The sequence below is a fragment of the Acinetobacter sp. CIP 102129 genome (assembly GCF_000368305.1).
GTDB classification, from domain to species: Bacteria; Pseudomonadota; Gammaproteobacteria; order Pseudomonadales; family Moraxellaceae; genus Acinetobacter; species Acinetobacter parvus.
This window is the reverse complement of record NZ_KB849340.1, coordinates 778,321-796,885: the sequence shown is the minus strand read 5'-3', so window position 1 is coordinate 796,885 and position 18,565 is coordinate 778,321. Positions and strand designations below refer to the sequence as shown.

General features: G+C 38.1%; 17 protein-coding genes and 3 pseudogenes. 3 read left to right on the top strand and 17 right to left on the bottom strand.

What is annotated here, in order from left to right; all coding sequences use genetic code 11:
• Positions 1-200: 200 nt before the first annotated feature.
• A complete protein-coding gene (locus F973_RS07880; RefSeq protein WP_004761027.1) occupies positions 201-710 on the bottom strand; it encodes a YqhA family protein in 510 nt (169 codons plus the stop codon).
• Between the two features lie 624 nt (positions 711-1,334).
• Here F973_RS07880 and F973_RS07875 point away from each other — a divergent pair.
• Positions 1,335-1,805 (top strand): hypothetical protein, encoded by a 471-nt coding sequence (locus F973_RS07875; protein WP_004761025.1) that lies wholly within the window; start codon positions 1,335-1,337, stop codon positions 1,803-1,805.
• A gap of 88 nt (positions 1,806-1,893) precedes the next feature.
• Here the strand turns inward: F973_RS07875 and F973_RS07870 are convergent, their stop codons facing one another.
• The 3 genes from F973_RS07870 to F973_RS07860 all read right to left on the bottom strand — a co-directional run bounded on the left by F973_RS07870 (position 1,894) and on the right by F973_RS07860 (position 3,355).
• A complete protein-coding gene (locus tag F973_RS07870) occupies positions 1,894-2,208 on the bottom strand; it encodes a BrnA antitoxin family protein (protein ID WP_004761024.1) in 315 nt (104 codons plus the stop codon).
• Positions 2,171-2,482: a BrnT family toxin gene (locus F973_RS07865; protein ID WP_004761022.1), complete on the bottom strand. Its 312-nt coding sequence runs from the start codon at positions 2,480-2,482 to the stop codon at positions 2,171-2,173. The genes F973_RS07870 and F973_RS07865 overlap by 38 nt, the downstream gene beginning before the upstream one ends.
• Positions 2,483-2,737: 255 nt before the next feature.
• On the bottom strand, positions 2,738-3,355 hold the full coding sequence (locus tag F973_RS07860; RefSeq protein ID WP_002054947.1) for a cytochrome b/b6 domain-containing protein: 618 nt from the start codon (positions 3,353-3,355) through the stop codon (positions 2,738-2,740).
• Positions 3,356-3,701: 346 nt separating this feature from the next.
• On the opposite strand from F973_RS07860, the gene F973_RS07855 reads away from it, so the two are divergent.
• Complete coding sequence (locus F973_RS07855; protein WP_002058850.1) at positions 3,702-4,403, top strand: VIT1/CCC1 transporter family protein; 702 nt, start codon at positions 3,702-3,704, stop codon at positions 4,401-4,403.
• 361 nt (positions 4,404-4,764) lie between these two features.
• On the opposite strand, the gene F973_RS07850 is transcribed toward F973_RS07855, so the two are convergent.
• From F973_RS07850 to F973_RS07840, 3 genes and pseudogenes are all read right to left on the bottom strand, one after another.
• A complete protein-coding gene (locus F973_RS07850; protein WP_034432489.1) occupies positions 4,765-5,331 on the bottom strand; it encodes a recombinase family protein in 567 nt (188 codons plus the stop codon).
• A gap of 59 nt (positions 5,332-5,390) precedes the next feature.
• Complete coding sequence (locus F973_RS07845) at positions 5,391-6,095, bottom strand: IS6-like element IS1008 family transposase (RefSeq protein ID WP_001067790.1); 705 nt, start codon at positions 6,093-6,095, stop codon at positions 5,391-5,393.
• A 255-nt stretch (positions 6,096-6,350) separates the two neighbouring features.
• Positions 6,351-6,692, bottom strand: a pseudogene (locus F973_RS07840) (diacylglycerol kinase).
• 102 nt (positions 6,693-6,794) lie between these two features.
• Here F973_RS07840 and F973_RS07835 point away from each other — a divergent pair.
• Positions 6,795-7,496 (top strand): VIT1/CCC1 transporter family protein, encoded by a 702-nt coding sequence (locus F973_RS07835; protein ID WP_004761016.1) that lies wholly within the window; start codon positions 6,795-6,797, stop codon positions 7,494-7,496.
• Positions 7,497-7,650: 154 nt separating this feature from the next.
• Here F973_RS07835 and F973_RS07830 read toward each other — a convergent pair whose 3' ends face one another.
• The 10 genes and pseudogenes from F973_RS07830 to F973_RS07785 all read right to left on the bottom strand — a co-directional run.
• A complete protein-coding gene (locus F973_RS07830; RefSeq protein WP_004761014.1) occupies positions 7,651-8,163 on the bottom strand; it encodes a cytochrome b in 513 nt (170 codons plus the stop codon).
• A gap of 67 nt (positions 8,164-8,230) precedes the next feature.
• A protein-coding gene (locus F973_RS07825) for an IS3 family transposase (protein ID WP_125316795.1) occupies positions 8,231-9,396 on the bottom strand; the annotation gives its coding sequence in 2 pieces (ribosomal slippage) (positions 8,231-9,129 and positions 9,129-9,396; 1,167 coding nt in all).
• 66 nt (positions 9,397-9,462) lie between these two features.
• Positions 9,463-9,615 (bottom strand): annotated as a pseudogene (locus F973_RS15460) (DedA family protein); the annotation flags it as partial.
• Entirely contained in the window at positions 9,612-10,919 is a 1,308-nt protein-coding gene (locus tag F973_RS07815; protein ID WP_004761009.1) for an MFS transporter, read from the bottom strand. The gene F973_RS07815 and the pseudogene F973_RS15460, both read right to left, overlap by 4 nt.
• 81 nt (positions 10,920-11,000) lie before the next feature.
• A complete protein-coding gene (locus F973_RS07810; RefSeq protein WP_004761007.1) occupies positions 11,001-11,639 on the bottom strand; it encodes a hypothetical protein in 639 nt (212 codons plus the stop codon).
• Positions 11,640-11,650: 11 nt separating this feature from the next.
• Positions 11,651-12,364, bottom strand: a complete 714-nt coding sequence (locus tag F973_RS07805) for a HupE/UreJ family protein (protein WP_004761006.1) — start codon at positions 12,362-12,364, stop codon at positions 11,651-11,653.
• A 5-nt stretch (positions 12,365-12,369) separates the two neighbouring features.
• Entirely contained in the window at positions 12,370-12,744 is a 375-nt protein-coding gene (locus F973_RS07800) for a hypothetical protein (protein ID WP_004761005.1), read from the bottom strand.
• An 11-nt stretch (positions 12,745-12,755) separates the two neighbouring features.
• Positions 12,756-15,884, bottom strand: coding sequence for an efflux RND transporter permease subunit (locus F973_RS07795; protein ID WP_004761004.1), 3,129 nt, complete (start codon positions 15,882-15,884; stop codon positions 12,756-12,758).
• Between the two features lie 12 nt (positions 15,885-15,896).
• A complete protein-coding gene (locus F973_RS07790) occupies positions 15,897-17,372 on the bottom strand; it encodes an efflux RND transporter periplasmic adaptor subunit (RefSeq protein WP_004761003.1) in 1,476 nt (491 codons plus the stop codon).
• 11 nt (positions 17,373-17,383) lie between these two features.
• Positions 17,384-18,364: pseudogene (locus F973_RS07785) on the bottom strand (TolC family protein); the annotation flags it as partial.
• Positions 18,365-18,565: the final 201 nt, after the last annotated feature.

The following is an 18,565-nucleotide window of genomic DNA, read 5'->3' as shown; positions in this document are numbered from 1 at the left end:
CTGCTGAATGATTACGACGTTTTCTTCGTGTCATGGTTGACTCCTAAAACAAGCATTTCCCATGCTTATTGGGGAGTAGATTATCACTTATAGACGTGGTCTAAAATCCTAGACCCACATCAACATGACGATCTCTAATCTTAACTTCAATTAAATGCTCAAATAAAAGAGTAATTATAAATGAGTCCTTGCGATTTAAGTTATTCATCGTCTTTGTGATGATCATTATCGAATAGCTTACAAGTAAAAATTATTGCTAATATGACTAGGCTAGAAGAAATACCAGCATATAAGTTGGCTAAAGTTCCACCAAAAACAACAAGATCTTCTAAAAACAAGATGACTATAACTATAATAGATACATGTAATATAATAAGTTTTAGATCATGAAACTTATTAATTGATAGTGTCTTAAGAAAAGAACTATTGTCAAAAATAGCTTGTTGAATAAATAATTTATAAAAACCTGCTGAAATTAAATGAAATGTAATAGCAATTAACGAGACATCGAGGATTTTTAAAAATTTAACAACAACTATTTTTACTTCAAAATTAGTTGCATATATATTTTTTATAATAAAAATTATTGCATCAATTAGAAGATATATAGTTGATAAATATAAAAAAATAGAAGATAGTATGCAATTTATAATAACTATAATAACTATAATAACTAAAAATCTACTCTTTTCAAAAAAATTTTGTAGCACTTGATAACATCCCTTAAAATGAGGCTTTGTTGCATAAATATGTAAGCATCTGATTTAAATAAATTTAATTTTGGATCAAAAAATAATCAAAACTTTTAAAATCATATAGTTATGATATCTTTGTGCAACAAAGCCGTCCAGTACTGGAAACTACATCATAACCTCTCTGATTAACTGAATCAGCTAATTGTCCTAAGGTCATCATAGCTACATAAAGTTCCCCAATTCTTCCTGTTAAATGCCTTAATTCTGCAATAGGCATTCCCCCATAAGAAAGCTCTCTAAAATATACTAATTCTTTATTTTTATAGCATAAAAATAAAGGCCGCAAATGCGACCTTTAATTAATATGAGTCCGAACGACGCCCGAAGTAATCTAAAAACTTAAATGGTTAACGCTCGAAAGAATTAACCAAATTCTTAGAAACTTAGTAATACTTAGTATTACACCTCGCTCTATACGCTTATATGACAACAGCGTGCTGACCAATTTTTCATCTGACCATCTAGGTTGTCAAGGTCGATGTAACGTCTTTCAGCAAAGACTCATCTATTAGGGTATCATTCCCCTGAGAAATGTCAAATTCTATCTTCTTTTCCCTTTTTTAAAAGTACTTTCTAATCATGCAACAACCTGTTTTACAAATAAAAGAAGATACAATAGAGCAGAATTTATTTTGGGAAATTAATGGTTCTATCGATCTAGCTATAATTCCTGGCAATACCATAAAAGGTATTCCTCATGATCTTCCAATTAGATTACAAAATGGCTATGCAAAAGGTAGAAATGGATTTGGCTATCTGCATATTTTAAGAAATCATGGTCAAGAATTTAATCGCTTAAGACCCCCCACTGATGTTTTCGGATTTTTGGTGAAAAAATTAGGCCAAGGAGGGAGTTTTCATCATCAAACAGATAAAAGAAAAGGGCTCTATTTAGCAATGCTTCCTTCTGGGGTTATTATTTTGGATTATGTTGCAAAGGGTAGAGATTCCTTTTTTACAATTATTACAGCTTATACAACCAATCGTTCTATTGATGGTAAAGAAATAGGTAGATATATCAGTACTTTCCAAGTTAAACCTAAGAAATAATAAAACTTTTTAGAAAAGCACCATCTATTTTTCATTTAACATAAAATCTCTTATACGCAGTCAAAAGTGGGAGCCTAAGCTCCCATTTTTATTGATGATTTTTTAATTCTTTTAGCATGGCATCCCGTAAAATTTTATTCATTCGTGTTTGATAGCCTTTGCCTTGGGCTTTTAGCCACTGCATGACATCTGCATCGATGCGAACCGTAGTTACTTGTTTAGTCGGCTTGTAAAATGGATTTTGCACTGCATTTTTCCAAAAACTTTCATCAAGTTCAGGAATGTCCGAAAAGTCTATTTCACTGTCTGGGCGTTTATCTAATGCTTCAAGTCTTGCCTTTTGTTCTTCAGATAAGACAGGAGGTTTATTCAAATCCATTTTGTAGGTAACGATTTTGCTCATATTGTTTCCTCTCTTTTTTCTCTGCCTGTCGTGCTGAAATAATACGGATATGATCCATCCCATTATGATCTTGTACAGTATGAGCCACTAATAAAACTGTCTGGCCGTGTACGAGACCTATCGCTTGCCAACGATATTCACCATTTTCAAAGCGATCCTGTTTGAAGACGGCATAAGCATCATAAAAAACCAATGTTGCATCTTCAAAAGCTACACCATGTTTTTTGAGGTTTGTATCTGCTTTATGCTCATCCCATGAAAACTCAATTTCCATAGTTGCATCGCTTTTTGTTAATATAAAAATGTTAATACAAAATTGTAAATTTTGCAAAGTTCTTCCATTTTTTATTGGCAAAAGCTTACAGAATCGAACATAAAAAAGCCGACTTGTTTCAAAATAGACTTTTTGCTGATTTTTTGAGTAATGCCAATTTTTTAAGTAATTGATATTTCAATTAATATACAAGTGTATTGCGTATAATATGCATTATGTTAAATAGAGCTTCATCTGTGTTGCTCTCATAAAAGCTTAGCTAAAATACCAAAACCAGAAAGCGACCAACACGCCTAGTGAAAGGACTGAAGCAAACAGGGTGAACCATGAATGTGATTGTGTCCCCCAAAACATACGCTTTGCTAGCCATTTTTTAAGTAGAACACTATTCAGTGTCAGTGCTGTCAAGTGTAGTAATACAGTAGCTAAAAACAGATTTGCGAATAGTTCATGCACTTCTTTTAAACTGTGGCTATGCGTATAGTCTGTTAAAAAGCCTGCCAGTACAGTTAAGGGCATCAGGCAAAAAGCACCCAGTATGCTCAGCTGAAACAGGCTGGAACTGGCTGCTTTTAAAAATGCTGGGGAAAGCCATTGCTGCGGTTGCGCCCAATAGCGCTGCACAAATGGCTTGATCACATTAAATCGACGGCTCGCCCCTGAAGGCTGAGTATGAGCAAATCGAGAAGCAAGAAACTGCCATAAAATTCTTAATATCAGGCTAATACCAAGTGTATAGCCAAACGCCATATGCACTTGATGCCATTCTTCTGCATCCCCCGTGAGATAAGCCCCAGTAAAGCTCAAAATAATGACGATATGCAGAAATCGAATCAGTAAATCTGTAGAAGATGTTGCTGTGTTCTGAGCCATAAAAAACCTTTGTTGACTGTATTTTAGTTGCAGAATAGCAGCTCAAGCTGAGGTGAATATTAAGAATACAGTCAAAAAAAAATGGCGCTCATTAGAGCGCAATTTTAAAATTGGAAGATCATGTGAATATTAATTTTGTCTACAATTAGCTTAATACGGATTATACGAAGCCTGAACATTGGAGTCGGTTTTTTTAATACGTATAACACCCATTATTAAACAAGGTTATTTTAAATGTAATGGATATGCATCAGTAGTGACTTATATTCTCTATTGTCTAGCTCAATTAAGGTTTACAGATAAAATATTTACTATAATCATTCTGATAACAGCAAGGGACTATATTGTGCGCCATTCTTATCATATCGAAAAACATTATATTGAACGGTCAGGGTGGCTACGTGCGGCTGTACTAGGGGCTAATGATGGGATTATTTCTGTAACAAGCCTAGTAGTCGGAATAGCAGCCAGTGGTGCTTCTTCTCAAACATTATTAGTAACATGTGTTGCGGGATTAATTTCTGGGGCGGCTTCAATGGCTGCAGGTGAATATATTTCCGTTAAATCACAACAAGATATTGAAAAAAATGATCTGAAAATGGAGGCACGTGAGTTAAAACTCCATCCTGAACATGAACTGCAGGAACTAAAAAATATTTATATACAACGTGGTTTAGAACCAACTTTAGCTGAAGATGTCGCTAAACAACTAACTATGCATAATTCTTTAGATGCACATGCTCGTGATGAAATTGGCATTTCAGTTCATACCTCTGCCAAGCCATTTCTAGCGGCATCTTCTTCAGCCCTCGCATTTTCTGTAGGTTCATTATTTCCTTTAATTTCAATGATGCTTCTGCCTGAACAATATTTAGATAAAGGTGTCATGCTGATTGGAGTTTTAACTCTCGGAATTATGGGAGCATTGGCGAGTTATGCTGGCGGTGTAAGTATCTGGAGAGGTTCTGTTCGGGTTATGATTTGGGGAATTGTCGCAATGTTATTCAGTGCTTGGATCGGATCACTATTTAATGTTGCTGTGACCTAATATACTTTGTGTATCTGATCACAATATTTTAATCCAATAAATTATTATAGGTTTTGAGTAGTTATTATTCATGAGTTCTCCTAACTTTTAGATACTTATATTACATATGATCTAACCTGATTAGAGGTCAAAACTAAGATACTCAATCATCTGCTTCAAAGATTTTTAAAATTAACATAATACACCTTATACGTAATGCTTGATATTTCTCTTTAAATATCATTATATTAAAGCAAGCCGTTCTAGAATATAGGGCACCAGAGCGGCTTTTTATTGATTATTCATGTTCCACGCTTAAAATTCGAACAGTGTTTCATGATTTTTATAAGTTAAACTAAATTTAGTTGCTAATCCTAATAAGCTATTCACTAACTTGTAAATATCGGTATACCGCCTGACGACTAATCCCAAAAGCTTTCCCTAATGCCATTTTCGATGGATACTTCCCCTCCTTCCATGCTTGTCGTAAAGCTTCAGCTTGGTCAGGCTTTAGTTTATGCACCCGACCTTTGTACTTCCCCTGAGCAGAGGCGAGTTTTATTCCTTCCTTTTGCCGCTCTAAAATGATCTCACGTTCGAACTGTGCAAAAGCACCCATCATTTGAAGCATCAAATTATCCATCGGGGTGGATTCGGCTGTAAAAGTAATATTTTCTTTTACAAACTGGATGGCGATCCCTCGTTTGACCAGTTTATCTACTTCAGTGACCAAATCTTTTAGGCTTCGCGCAAAACGATCCATTGAATGTACAATCACCCTGTCCCCTTCCCGGACATAGTTCAACATTTCCTGAAATTTAGGTCGGTCAGTATTTTTACCTGAAGCACGGTCAACAAAAATCCGGTCGACCTCAATTCCTTCAAGTTGACGTTCAGTGTTTTGCTCGACAGAACTTACCCGGACATACCCTACTTTTTGGCCTTTCACTTTTTCAGGCACTGTTGCAAATAGAGATTTGAGTCGATGAAGTTCCTTTTTAAAAGTGCTTAGAGACCGAAAACCCTGTTGATTAGACACACTTCACCTTGAGGCTGACCATAATAAAATGACGATGCTTGTCCTTTACGTAGTGCACGCATGACTTCAATACCTTTAATTGTGGCATAAGCCGTCTTCATAGATTTGAATCCTAATGTGGCCCTGATGATCCGCTTTAACTTACCATGATCACATTCAATGACATTATTTTTATACTTAATCTGCCTGTGCTCAATATCTACTGGACATTTTCCTTCTCGCTTTAACCGTGATAAAGCATGGCCATAGGTCGCTGCTTTATCTGTATTGATGACCCGTGGAATTTGCCATTTTTTCACCGTATTGAAGATCTTTCCTAAAAAACAATAGGCTGATTTACTGTTCCGTCTAGCGGAAAGGTAAAAGTCAATCGTATGACCACGTTGATCAACTGCACGATACAGGTAAGTCCATCGCCCCTTCACTTTGATATAAGTCTCATCCATATGCCATGAATGTAAATCTGTAGGATTACGCCAATACCAGCGTAAGCGTTTTTCCATTTCTGGAGCATAACGCTGAACCCAACGATAAATTGTGGTGTGGTCAACATTCACACCTCGTTCAGCGAGCATTTCTTGAAGTTCACGATAGCTGATGCCATATTTACAATACCAACGAACAGCCCAAAGAATGATTTCACCTTGAAAGTGCCGACCATGGAAGGGATTCATCTGCTGTATCTCGAAATAAATAAGATATTTAGCTTATCATGTCAGCCTATTTGCAACAGTGCCGTTAATTGTCAGTATTAGTCTGACAGAATGGTTAAGTGCCAGAGGAAAAATTATTTGGCAAATACCTGGGTCAGCTATGCAGACTTATACAGTAAGCCTAAGCATTATTTTGGTTCTGCTTGCTGCGCTAATCTATGCAGAAGTCTATCAATTTCCATTGTTGGCTTAAGTAAAATCAACTTTTAAGATCTTTTAGTGGACAAGTAAAATAATTGACCAAATAATAAAAATAATGAGAAGTGCTGAAAATTGTGCCGCACTTCTCATATCTTTTGCCTTTTTGGAATGCATGTTTTTCAAGCGAAATACGATCTAAAACAGCTTCAATCGCAGAATTGAATAATTCCACAATTACAGCCAGTAAACAGACAGCCACCATCAGTGCCCGTTCTATAGAAGAAACAGCAATAAAAAAGCTCATAGGAATTAGAATAAGATCAATTAATACGATTTGACGAAAAGCTGCCTATTTTTAGACGCTGTTTTAGATCCTAAAAATGAATAGCCAGTGGCTACTAGAATCCGTTTTAAAATTTTTTTGCCTTTTAATCACGGTTTTTGAAATTAGCCAATAATAATCTCTACAGATGAAATAAATTTATTATAATCATCCTGATAACAAAAAGGATATACCTTGTGCGCCATTCTTATCATATTGAAAAACATTACATCGAACGTGCGGGATGGTTGCGTGCAGCTGTGCTGGGGGCAAATGACGGGATTATTTCAGTCACAAGTCTCGTGGTGGGAATCGCAGCCAGTGGAGCATCTACCCATACTGTACTGGTGACCTGTATCGCCGGATTAATATCTGGAGCTGCATCGATGGCTGCAGGTGAATACATCTCCGTTAAATCGCAACAAGACATTGAAAAGAATGATCTGCAGATGGAAGAACGTGAACTGCAACGCCATCCTGAACATGAATTAAATGAGCTAAAAAATATTTACATACAGCGTGGATTACAACCCGCTTTAGCGCAAGAAGTCGCGCAACAACTGACTGCACACAATGCTTTAGATGCACATGCGCGTGATGAAATTGGTATTTCAGATCATACTTCTGCCCAGCCGTTTCGTGCTGCCTTCTCTTCAGCCATTGCATTTACTGTAGGCTCATTATTTCCTTTAATTTCAATTATGCTTCTGCCTGAGCGATACTTAGAGAAAGGCGTCATGCTGATTGGGGTATTAAGTCTCGGAATTATGGGTGCCTTGGCCAGTTATGCGGGCGGCGCCAGTATTTGGAGAGGTTCGATTCGGGTAATGATTTGGGGTATTATTGCCATGTTATTCAGTGCTTGGATTGGATCATTATTTAATGTTGCGGTGGCATAAGATCCTTTTTTGTATAATCCAAATATTCCCACTCCATGAGGAGTATAGATAATAAGTCTATAGAAATACCTGACCTATCTGACATGCTTTATATCAATAAAGCATGTTGTTCTAGGTGAACAATATGCCTATTTTCTATAGTTATAGATCTAAATCATTTCATTTTTTTAAAAAGCATACTTTTTAATACATTATCTTTGAAAATAAAATGGTGGATTAATGCAGCACAAGCATGTAAACCTACGACTGTAATAAAGAAGTTACCTAAAAATTGATGCATCTGACCAATATATTTAACCTCTCTAACACTGCTCAAAAGTGGCAAATTTAAAGAGAATACTTGGAAGTTATCAGTGAAACTCGATAATGCAAGCCAGCCCGCTATTGGAACGACACATAAACTTACGTAAAGCGTAAATCTGACAATTTTAAATAATTTTATTTGATACGGATTAATGATCTCATTTTGAGGAATACTTCTTTTATAGAGAAAAACAACACTCAACCGCACGAAAAATAGAATAAATATTGAAATTCCACCTATAACATGAATCTGGCCCTGCAAACCTGTTCTTGTTGGATCTCCACTCGTCAAATATACAATTACAACTAAAACAAAGGTAATCCAGTGCATTATTATCATAGGTTTAGGATAATTATTGTTCATATTTTTTTCCTGAATTTTAAATATTGATGTGTGTTGATAAAAACGGAGGCTTTCGCTTGGGAGGATTCTAGACAGCCAACCTGTAAAAGTCCTCTGCCATTTGATTTGGTGTCTTAAAATCCAATCCTTTTTGGATTCTTTGCTGATTATAAAATAGCTCTATGTATTTTGTAATATCTGCTTTCGCTTTTTCCCTCGTTTCATAAGTACGATGGTGTATAAGTTCATTCTTTAATATGCCCCAGAAGCTTTCAATTGGTGCATTATCAAAGCAGTCTCCACGCTTACTCATTGAACCTTGAAAATCATATTTTTCAATCATATTTCGATATACATGACTGCAATATTGACTGCCTCTGTCTGAGTGAACAATTAAGCCTTGTGGCGGTTTTTGATTCCGAATAGCCATTTTAAGAGCATCACAGACCAACTGTGCTGTCATACGTTCATTTAGACTATAGCCAACAACCTGCTTTGTATAAAGATCCTTTGAAGCAGCCAGATATAGCCATCCTTCGTTTGTCCAAATGTAGGTAATGTCACTTACCCACGCGTGGTTTGGAGTGCTCACGTTAAATTTTTGCTCTAATAAGTTTTTGTAGACGGGACGGTTGTGATCACTGTTTGTTGTTCTTTTAAAGCGCTTATGGCGCTTGCAAAAGAGTTTATTGACCTTCTTTATTGTACGTACTGCATATTGGCTAATTTGAACACCTTGAGCGTGTAAATGCTTACTCAGGCGAATATAGCCATAGCTTTCATTGGTCTCCTGATGTGCTATTTTCACCATGATAGTCTGCTGATTTCTTCGAATTTGTTTTTGGCTTAAGCCACTTTTCAACCACTCATAAAATCTTGATACTGAAACTTTTAACAGCTTCGCCATCATGGTGATTGGGTATGTATCTTTATACTGTTTCATGCAGGCGTACCTCACTGACTTTCTTTGGCAAAGTACGCTACTGCTTTTTTTAAGAATTCTCTTTCCAATTCCGCAGTTTTAAGTTGCTGTTTCAGCTTCTTATTTTCTTCGAGCAGAGCAGCAAGTTCAGGGGAATATTGTTGTGTTCCAACTAATGTTCCAGATTTAGCTTTGCTGTACCAATTGGAAAGCGTTTGCATGGATATGCCAAGCTGTCTTGCTGTTTCCGAAACATTGCCTTTATTTTCTTCAATCTGTTTTATAGCTTCAGCTTTGAATTCCGCTGTATAAAACTTTGGTTTTTTGCTCATGGTAAACTCCTGATGAGTACGTTTAGTTTACCAAGTGAAAGCTTCCGTTTTTATCAGCACACATCAACCTAATACATTCCCTAGCGTTGCCACACCTATAAGTAAAACCGGTGAATATTCTCCCAATATTAGCATTCCTGCCAATACAGATTCTGATTGAAGAGGCAGTAATGTTGCTGCCCCAAATGCACTTAAGAATAAAAAAATATAAGCCACTATTTAGGCCAGTGCTGGTGATAGCTATCAATCATAAATTCATGTTCATGCTTACCTTTATAGTTGTGCTGCAATAAATGCTCGTGATCTTCTGGTAAATCAAGATGAGTATGTTCTAAAACTAAATTATCGTTTTTTGGCCAGATAACAAACGCGACGACTATTGATACCAAGGCGATGAATGCCATAGGCAAAAAAGTTATAAGCGTTCCAAAGCTTGTACTTAACCAGCCCACTAATGGATAAGTGATTAGCCAGCAGGCATGTGAAAATGCAAATTGAGCTGCAAATAGCGCTGTTCGATTTTCACTTGATGCAGACTTTCTAATAAGACGTCCGGTTGGTGTTTGAGAAACTGAATAACCAATACCTAATATAAACCAAAGTGCTAATAACCAAGCATAGGTAGAAATAAAGTAGCCACTCAGCAATCCAACGACGAGAACCACAGTCCCTGAAAGCATGACAGCTCTATCATTCAATTTATCTAATATTTTTGGCAATGCAAATGCAGCAAGCATTGAACCTAATCCAAATAAACCAAATGCCCATGTCGTCGCTTTTTCCGTCAAGCCAAAGGTCGTTTGAACAAGAACGACTGTATTTACGATAACGACTGCACTGGCTGAAGCAATAGCGAGATTTAAAGCTAACAATGCTTTTAAACGAGGTGTTCTGAAATATATTTTTGCGCCTTGTTTGATTCGGTTATATACCCCGATAAACTCCGGCATTTTCGCATTTGGTAATTTTGCACTGACTACAAATAGTGCCGAACCAATAAATCCAACCACAGTTCCCAAAAACAAGTTGTGATAACTCATCACAGTGAGTAACAAGCCTGCCAGCATTGGACTTATAATATTTTCTAGGTCGTAGGCCAATCGTGATAGAGACAGCGCGTTTGTATACTCTTCTTCTATGGGCAATACATCAGGAATCATGGCTTGAAATGTGGGGGTAAAAGCGGCTGAAGCAGACTGTAGAATAAAAATCAAAATATAAATTTGCCAGATTTGAGTCACGAAAGGCAGACACAATGCGGTTAAAGCTCGAATGACATCTAAGCCCACCAAAACTTTTTTTCTCGGTAATCTTTCAGCAAATGCGGAAGCAATGGGTGCGACCCCAATATAAGCAATCATTTTAATTGCCAAGGCAATACCCAGGACCTGCGCTGCCTGCCCTTTTGCGATGTCATAAGCCTGTAAAGCTAGAGCAATAGTAATGAGTCCCGTACCAATCAAAGCAATGACTTGGGCTAAGAACAAATGCCGATATGTTGTATTTTTTAAAACTTCTAGCATTTTAGGGACTCCTATTTAGAACCTAATATTTATGCTAATTAGAATCTCCTTGGAGTTTAGTCCAAGGAGATTGATTAAAACTTAGAAGACCTTCTTCATTTCACTGAATTGACCTTCTACGTTTAAAGTGACCGTTACTGTACTTTCAGTACGATTACGCCAGAACCAACCATGCTTACCATCAAAGGCTGCGGTTAATGTTCCAGATTGCTCAGTTTCATTTTTACCTTTACCGTAACCATGATAAAAGTCTTTTGGCGCATTTACAGGATCGCCATGCGTGTCATAGTTCAGACCACCACCTGAAGATTTCCAATCAAAGCTTACACTTGCATCTTTAGGCATAGCCAACTTAACTTCAGTTGCCTGGTTAGGTTTTAATTCGATAGAGATCGATTCTTTCTTAATAGCGGGCATTGTATTTGAGCTATCATTTGTTACAGCAGCCTGAGCAACCGAACTATTAGCAGTATTTACTGAAGGGATCTGAGGGGTCTCTCCCATTCCATTCTCTGATTCAGCCGCTAAAGATTGCTTGATTTCCCCCATTTTGGTTAAACCCAAAACTTTACCGACACCAGTAGGGTCAATAGCGTATTCGGCTGGCATTACACAAGTCACAAGAACAACAACGGCACTCACCGCAGCAACCACAGTGGATTTAATCAGTTTCTTTGAAGAGGGTAATTCAACATCTTTTGGAATTTCAGCGTTAAACATAATTTAGATCCTTATTGTGTAATGAAGCCAGTGAGTTGGTAGCCAACAAGTAGAAAACCAAGGAACATCAAGAAGACATTGCTTTGATATGCTGTTTTGAAGAAATAAGGGGTTTTTCTCCACATCGTCATAAGCAGTAAAATGATGGCTAATGCCATGAGTTGCCCTAATTCGACCCCGATGTTGAAAGAGATCAGATTCGCAAGCAGGCCATCATCTGGCACTTCATATTCCTGAATTTTTACAGCTAAACCAAAGCCGTGAATCAAACCAAAAATCAGCGTGGCAATTTTTGTATTGGGCTGGAATCCAAACCAGCGCTGATAAGCACCTAAATTATCTAAAGCTTTATAAACAATAGAAAAACCAATGATTGCATCAATAATGTATGCATTCATCGAAATGTTGTAATACACCCCTATCAGCATGGTAACTGAATGACCGATGGCGAACAGGCTGACATACAAACCAATATCTTTCATACGGTATAAGAAGAAAATAATACCGACCAGAAATAATAAATGGTCATAACCTGTAACCATGTGTTTGGCGCCCAGATAAATAAAGGGGATCACATGAACACCGTAGATTTCCTGTATATAGCCTTTGTCACCCTCTGCAACTCCATGAGCAAAAAGTGCAGGACTTATCAAGACCATACCTAAAGCAATCAACAGCTTTAAATAGGTTTTGAGCTTCACATAATGTGAATCAATAATTTGCATCTAAATCAAACTCCAAAAATTAAAAAATGGTTCAAAAAACTCATGATTTTTTTTGGAGGTTTAAAAATACGACTTGCAAGCAATAGAGCGTATTTCTTCGTACGGTCAAATATTTGCGCACCTAACAGAAGCAAGATGAGTGCTATTTCTTTGAGAGATGCAACATTAGAAAAATGTTCGTAATAGGTATCTTGATGATGATGTGAATGTTGCTGATTTACCTCATGATGATGAGTATGAATCACATCTACATAGGCATGCTCTTGAAAGCGGTTTTCAGTCGCATGCTCGTTAAAATGCAGACATAGTGCAAGACTGATGATGCAAACCAGCCACATCATCACATATCTCATTTTTGAATCTTGCACTATTGCCATCATATTGAACTTCTCTACCCTTTCTGCTCAGCGAAATCGTCAGATTTTTTCTGAAGAGCTTGGTTAAACCAAACATACAGGGTGGGCAGAATAATCAAGGTAAGTAGCGTTGAGGAAATAATTCCCCCTATAACAACGGTTGCAATTGGACGCTGTACTTCTGAACCAATCCCCACGTTTAAAGCCATAGGGATAAAGCCCAAAGAGGCAACCAGTGCAGTAATCAGCACTGGCCGCAAACGTTCTAATGCACCATGTTTTACTGCATCAATCAGCCCTTCACCCTGATCACGCAATCTCTGAATGGCCGATACGAGTACCAAACCATTGAGTACTGCAACACCCGATAAAGCAATAAAACCAACAGCAGCCGAGATAGAGAAAGGAATATCACGGAGGGCTAAAGCAATGACGCCACCCGTTAATGCAAAAGGCACACCAGTAAAGACCAGCACACTATTTCTGATATTGCCTAAGGCCATATAAATCATTGCAAATATCAAAATCAAAGCGATGGGTACAACAATCATAAGTCGATTAGAGGCGGACTCCATTTGTTCAAAAGTACCGCCCCAAGTGAGCCAGTAACCTTCTGGCATTTGGAAATCAGAGTTTAATTTTGATTGTGCATCAGCAATGTAACTACCGATATCAGTACCACGCACGTTTGCCGTGATCACAATACGACGTTTACCATTTTCACGAGAAATTTGGTTGGGTCCTTGAATATTCTTCAATTCAATCAATTCGGACAACAATACACTTGAACCATCAGGCAAACTGACAGGAATTTGATACAGTTTTTCCAGGTCAGTTACTGAGTTTTGATCCATCCGCACAACAATATCGAACTTACGATCACCCTCAAATACTTTACCTGCTGTTTCACCGGTGATTAGATTAGAAACGTGCTTTTGCACATCTTCTGCATCTAGCCCATAGTTCGCAATCATGTCTTTCTTGAGTTCAACAGAGACCATTGGAAGCCCACTCATCTGTTCAACTTTTAAGTCGGCTGTTCCATTCACACCTTCTAAAATTTTCGCTGCAGCATTTGCAGATTCAAGCAACTGATCTAAATCATCACCATAAATCTTCACTGCAACATCTGTACGGACACCTGAAATCAGTTCGTTAAAACGCATTTGAATCGGCTGAGTGAACTCATAGTTGTTGCCATAAACGCCTTTTGCCACACGTTCAATATCGGCAACGACAGCTGATTTTTCCTTGTCAGGATTCGGCCATTCGCTACGTGGTTTCAATATCACAAAATTATCAGCGACGTTTGGTGGAACTGGGTCAGTCGCAATTTCAGCTGTCCCCACTTTGGCAAACATGGTTTTCACTTCAGGAATTTTGACGATTTCTTTTTCAAGCGCATACTGCATTTCAACAGCTTGAGTTAAAGAAGTTCCAGGAATTCGAAGTGCATGTAATGCCACATCACCTTCATCTAATGAGGGAATAAATTCGGAACCTAAACGAGTTGAAAGACTCGCACTGAATACAAAGAAAATTGCTACGAACGCGATCAGCTTATAACGATGACTCAAAGACCAATCTAAAATTGGGCTATAAACTTTCTTAATGAAATGAACAATCTTCGATTCCTCTTCCTTAATTTCGCCTGTCGTGACCAAAGCCACCATTGCAGGAACAAAAGTAATCGAAAGAACCATTGCAGCCACGAGAGCCATAACAACTGTAGCTGCCATCGGTGTAAACATCTTGCCTTCAACACCAGTAAGCGTCATGACAGGCAGATACACCAAGATGATGATCAACTGACCATAGAGAATGGCTTTTCGTGATTCCTTAGTCGCTTCAAAAACCGTCGTGAATCGTTCTTGACGGGTGAGTATTCGTCCTAATTCTTTCTGCTTCATCGCCAATTTGGCAAGTGAAGCTTCAACAATTACAACGGCACCATCGACAATGATCCCGAAGTCCAAAGCCCCTAAGCTCATTAAATTTGCACTAATTTTCTGATTCACCATACCTGTTATGGTCATCAGCATCGACAGTGGTATCACCATTGCGGTAATCAGCGCAGCACGGAAATGACCCAGAAAAATGAACAACACGACAATGACCAGAATTGCACCTTCAAGTAAATTCTTCTTCACGGTTTGAATCGTTGCATCAACTAAAGTTGTTCGGTTGTAGACCGCTTTAGCTTCAACACCTTCAGGTAGCGACTTTTGAACCTGTTGTAGCTTTTGATCTACAGCATGAGCAACATTTCGGGAGTTTTCACCAATAAGCATGAATGCCGTACCCAGTACAATTTCTTGCCCATCTTTGGTCGCAGCACCTGTCCGTAATTCATGACCAATCGATATTTTGGCAACATCTTTCAATCTGAGGATATAACCATTACTCGTCGTGATCGGAATATTTTGGATTTGTTCAATTGAGTTAATTTGAGAATCAGAACGGATTAAATACTGCTCACCATTTTTCTCAATATAGCCTGAACCTTTGTTCATGCTGTTCTTAGAGATCGCCTCTAAAATCGCTTTCTGATCCAACCCTATGCTACGCAAATAAGCATAATCAGGTTGAACAACAAATTGTTTTAAATAACCACCAATGGTATTGATTTCATTCACACCTTCGACATTTCGAAGCTGAGGTTTAATGACCCAATCCTGAAGTGTTCGCAATTCAGTCGGTGAAAGTGGAGTCGGGTTGTTTTTTGCATTTTCCACCGTGTACATGAAGATTTCGCCAAGTCCTGTAGAAACAGGACCCATAGAAGTCGATATACCTCCTGGAAGACTTGGTGTAACCCCTTGCAACTTTTCATTCACTAGCTGACGGGCAAAGTAAATGTCCGTGCCTTCCTTAAAAATCGCAGTCACTTGAGATAAGCCGTATCTGGATACTGATCGGGTATAGTCCAGATTAGGAATACCAGCCAAAGCCGTTTCAATGGGGTAGGTGACCTGGGATTCCATCTCGGTTGGAGATAAGCCCTGGGCCTCACTGTTAATTTGAACTTGTACGTTGGTAATATCGGGTACAGCATCAATGGGCAGTTTAAAATAGTTGTAAACGCCAAATGCCCCTATGAATAGGAAAATGATCAGTACCAGCCAACGATTCTTTATCGAGAGCTTTACAATTTGGTCAAACATAAACGCTACTCCTTAATGATCATGAGTAGCGCCAGATTTACCCAGCTCTGCTTTTAATAAATAAGAATTACCTGCTGCATAAATCTGCCCTGCTTTTAGACCAGATTTAACTTCAACAAAACCATTAAATTTATCGCCTAACTCTAGAGGACGTGCTTCAAAGTCATTCCCGACACGAATAAACACCACATCCCAATCACGGAAGTTTTGCAAAGCATCTTCACGGACAACCATCGGTTTCATGCTCTGGTTTTCAAAGATTTGTGCAGTGATTAACTGCCCTGAACGCCATTTAAACTGGTTTGGAATTTCAATAAAGACTTGCGCAGTTCGTGTTTTTGGATCAATCACATCACTGATATATTTGATACGTCCCAACGCTTCTTCTGTGCCTGTTTGAGTTTGAGGCTTAACAGTTACTTTATTGTTTGGATTTATAGCATCTAATTTACCTGCTGGTACATTAACCACAGCAAGCAACTGAGATGTATTAGCTATTTTGAACAATGGAGATGATGGCGTTACATTAGAACCAACTGCTCCAAGCACTTGTAAAATCGTACCTGACATTGCGGCTCTGACTTCAATTGTTCCATTACCCGCACCTCCATAAGAGCTGATTAAACTATTGAGTTCATTAGCCCTAGTCTGAGCATTTTCAAATTCACGTTTGGCATTGATGTAATCAATTTCAGGTGAAACACGCTTTTGGAATAAAGCTCGTTCCTGCTCCATCTTTTTACGGGCAAATTGTAAGGTATCCAATGCAAGAGTACGTTCCGCATTAAGACGAATTAAATCTGGACTTTGTACAGTCGCCAAAAGATCCCCCTGATTCACTTGATCGCCAATTGAACGGTACGTTTTTATTAATGTTCCGCTCGCTTTAGGGGTAATAAAACTTTCAAAATTATCAGGAAATTTCAGTTCACCTTTGAGTTCAAGTGCATTTTCAAACATCATGCGTTCAACTTTTAAAAGTTCCAAACCACTGCTCTTGATACTGCTATCAAGCATAGTGACTCGTCCCTCTTTGGTATCCCATTTCCAAGTATGTTTTTTACCTTGATAATCAACATTGATCACCATCAAGAATGAATGTGGCTCATAGACAATTTCATTCCCAATCAAGTAATCACTTTCAGGCTTAAATGAGATGGTTTGTTCTGCATCAAGACGCTTGATAAAAATATTGGCATTAATCTCTTCTGGTTTTAATGGCTTATCTTTAAAGTAGCCATACACCCGTAAATGAGGCTCTACCCCTTCCTCGAAGATTTTGACTTCAGCAGCAAAATCACCATCGCGATATAAACGGCCCCCATGCGGGCCTTTTTCATCTCCTACTACAGCAACTTTTTCTTCAGCCCCTTCACTATGACTTGAAGTTTCGGCTTTATTACCCGTTTTGTACCAAGCGATTGCACATAAAATGACTAATAAAGCGATAACACCTGTAGTAATTAAAGTATTGGTTAGTTTATTCATATTTTCAGGCCTTATTCTTGATCTAAATTGGTCACATAATTTCGTTCAACCTCTGCAATTTGATTTTGCAAAGCCAACCACAAATCGAATCGAGCGAGATGTTTATCCAACCAAATTTGCTTAATACTATTGAATTCAAGTAAAGAGATTTTTCCTGCCTGATAGCCCATTTCAGCAATTCTCAAACTTTCTTTGGTAGCAGGAAGTATCGACTGATCATAGTTTTTGATCGAATCAATCAGGTTGGATACTTCAATAGACTTATTTTCTAATTCAATTTTGGAGTTACGGTTTACGAGAATAGAACGAGTTTCTGCATGCACTTGCTCAGCTTGCGCAAGTGCAATTTTCCCCTTATTTCGATTAAAAACAGTTAATGGAATTGATGTAGAAACCAGGAATACTTTGTCGTTGGTTTCCTGATAGTTCCTTACTCCTAAACCCAGCGTAATATCTGGCACGGCTTCTTTTTTAGCTAATTCATACTGGGTTTTAGCCAGTTGAGTTTTAAGCAAGGCGTCTTGTTCAGATAAGCTCACTTTATCCGCAAAGTTAATGCTTAAAGGAACTTCAATTGCTTGATCAGGTAATACAGATATGAATTTGGAACACAGATTTTTTTGAAATTGAACTTTCTTCACTTCGTTCTGATAACGTAGTTTTGATTCAGACGATAAAGCTGAACTCAATTGAACATCAGATGGAATAACTCTACCAAGCTTCAATTTTTCATTCAGAACATGGGCTTGTCTCGCGTTCATCTTGCTTTCGGTAGAATAAATTTCTACCCGTTTTGAAGCCGCATACCAATTTGCCATACAAACACGAAAATCGGCTTTTAATTCTGCCTGACGCTTCAATGCCTCAAATTGGTTGTTATTCCCTTGAAACCTTGCCAACTGCCTACGCAAAGCGCGTTTATTATTGAGAGGAATATCCTGAGACAAACCAATCATCGTCGTTGGCCCATCAAGATCTTTAAGGTCTGAATTAACAAAAATCTCTAAATCAATAGGCAAGGTTAGAATAGTACACTTACCAGCCGCTGTCAGATTTCCGGTTGATTCGTTTTTGCACTGCTGCAAAATCTTCCATCCATAATTGTTCAAGGGTACCAGCTAACGTACCCGGACGTAATCATCTAATGCTAATAAACGATTCGATGCTGCTACTAACCGTCATTCCAGATGGAC

What these genes read in the sequence shown, in the direction of transcription:
- F973_RS07875 (WP_004761025.1), top strand. Translation starts at nt 1,335, where the DNA reads ATGCAACAACCTGTTTTACAAATAAAAGAAGATACAATAGAGCAGAAT.
- F973_RS07870 (WP_004761024.1), bottom strand. Translation starts at nt 2,208, where the DNA reads ATGAGCAAAATCGTTACCTACAAAATGGATTTGAATAAACCTCCTGTC.
- F973_RS07865 (WP_004761022.1), bottom strand. Translation starts at nt 2,482, where the DNA reads ATGGAAATTGAGTTTTCATGGGATGAGCATAAAGCAGATACAAACCTC.
- F973_RS07860 (WP_002054947.1), bottom strand. Translation starts at nt 3,355, where the DNA reads ATGGCTCAGAACACAGCAACATCTTCTACAGATTTACTGATTCGATTT.
- F973_RS07845 (WP_001067790.1), bottom strand. Translation starts at nt 6,095, where the DNA reads ATGAATCCCTTCCATGGTCGGCACTTTCAAGGTGAAATCATTCTTTGG.
- F973_RS07830 (WP_004761014.1), bottom strand. Translation starts at nt 8,163, where the DNA reads ATGAACAATAATTATCCTAAACCTATGATAATAATGCACTGGATTACC.
- F973_RS07815 (WP_004761009.1), bottom strand. Translation starts at nt 10,919, where the DNA reads ATGCTAGAAGTTTTAAAAAATACAACATATCGGCATTTGTTCTTAGCC.
- F973_RS07810 (WP_004761007.1), bottom strand. Translation starts at nt 11,639, where the DNA reads ATGTTTAACGCTGAAATTCCAAAAGATGTTGAATTACCCTCTTCAAAG.
- F973_RS07805 (WP_004761006.1), bottom strand. Translation starts at nt 12,364, where the DNA reads ATGCAAATTATTGATTCACATTATGTGAAGCTCAAAACCTATTTAAAG.
- F973_RS07800 (WP_004761005.1), bottom strand. Translation starts at nt 12,744, where the DNA reads ATGATGGCAATAGTGCAAGATTCAAAAATGAGATATGTGATGATGTGG.
- F973_RS07795 (WP_004761004.1), bottom strand. Translation starts at nt 15,884, where the DNA reads ATGTTTGACCAAATTGTAAAGCTCTCGATAAAGAATCGTTGGCTGGTA.
- F973_RS07790 (WP_004761003.1), bottom strand. Translation starts at nt 17,372, where the DNA reads ATGAATAAACTAACCAATACTTTAATTACTACAGGTGTTATCGCTTTA.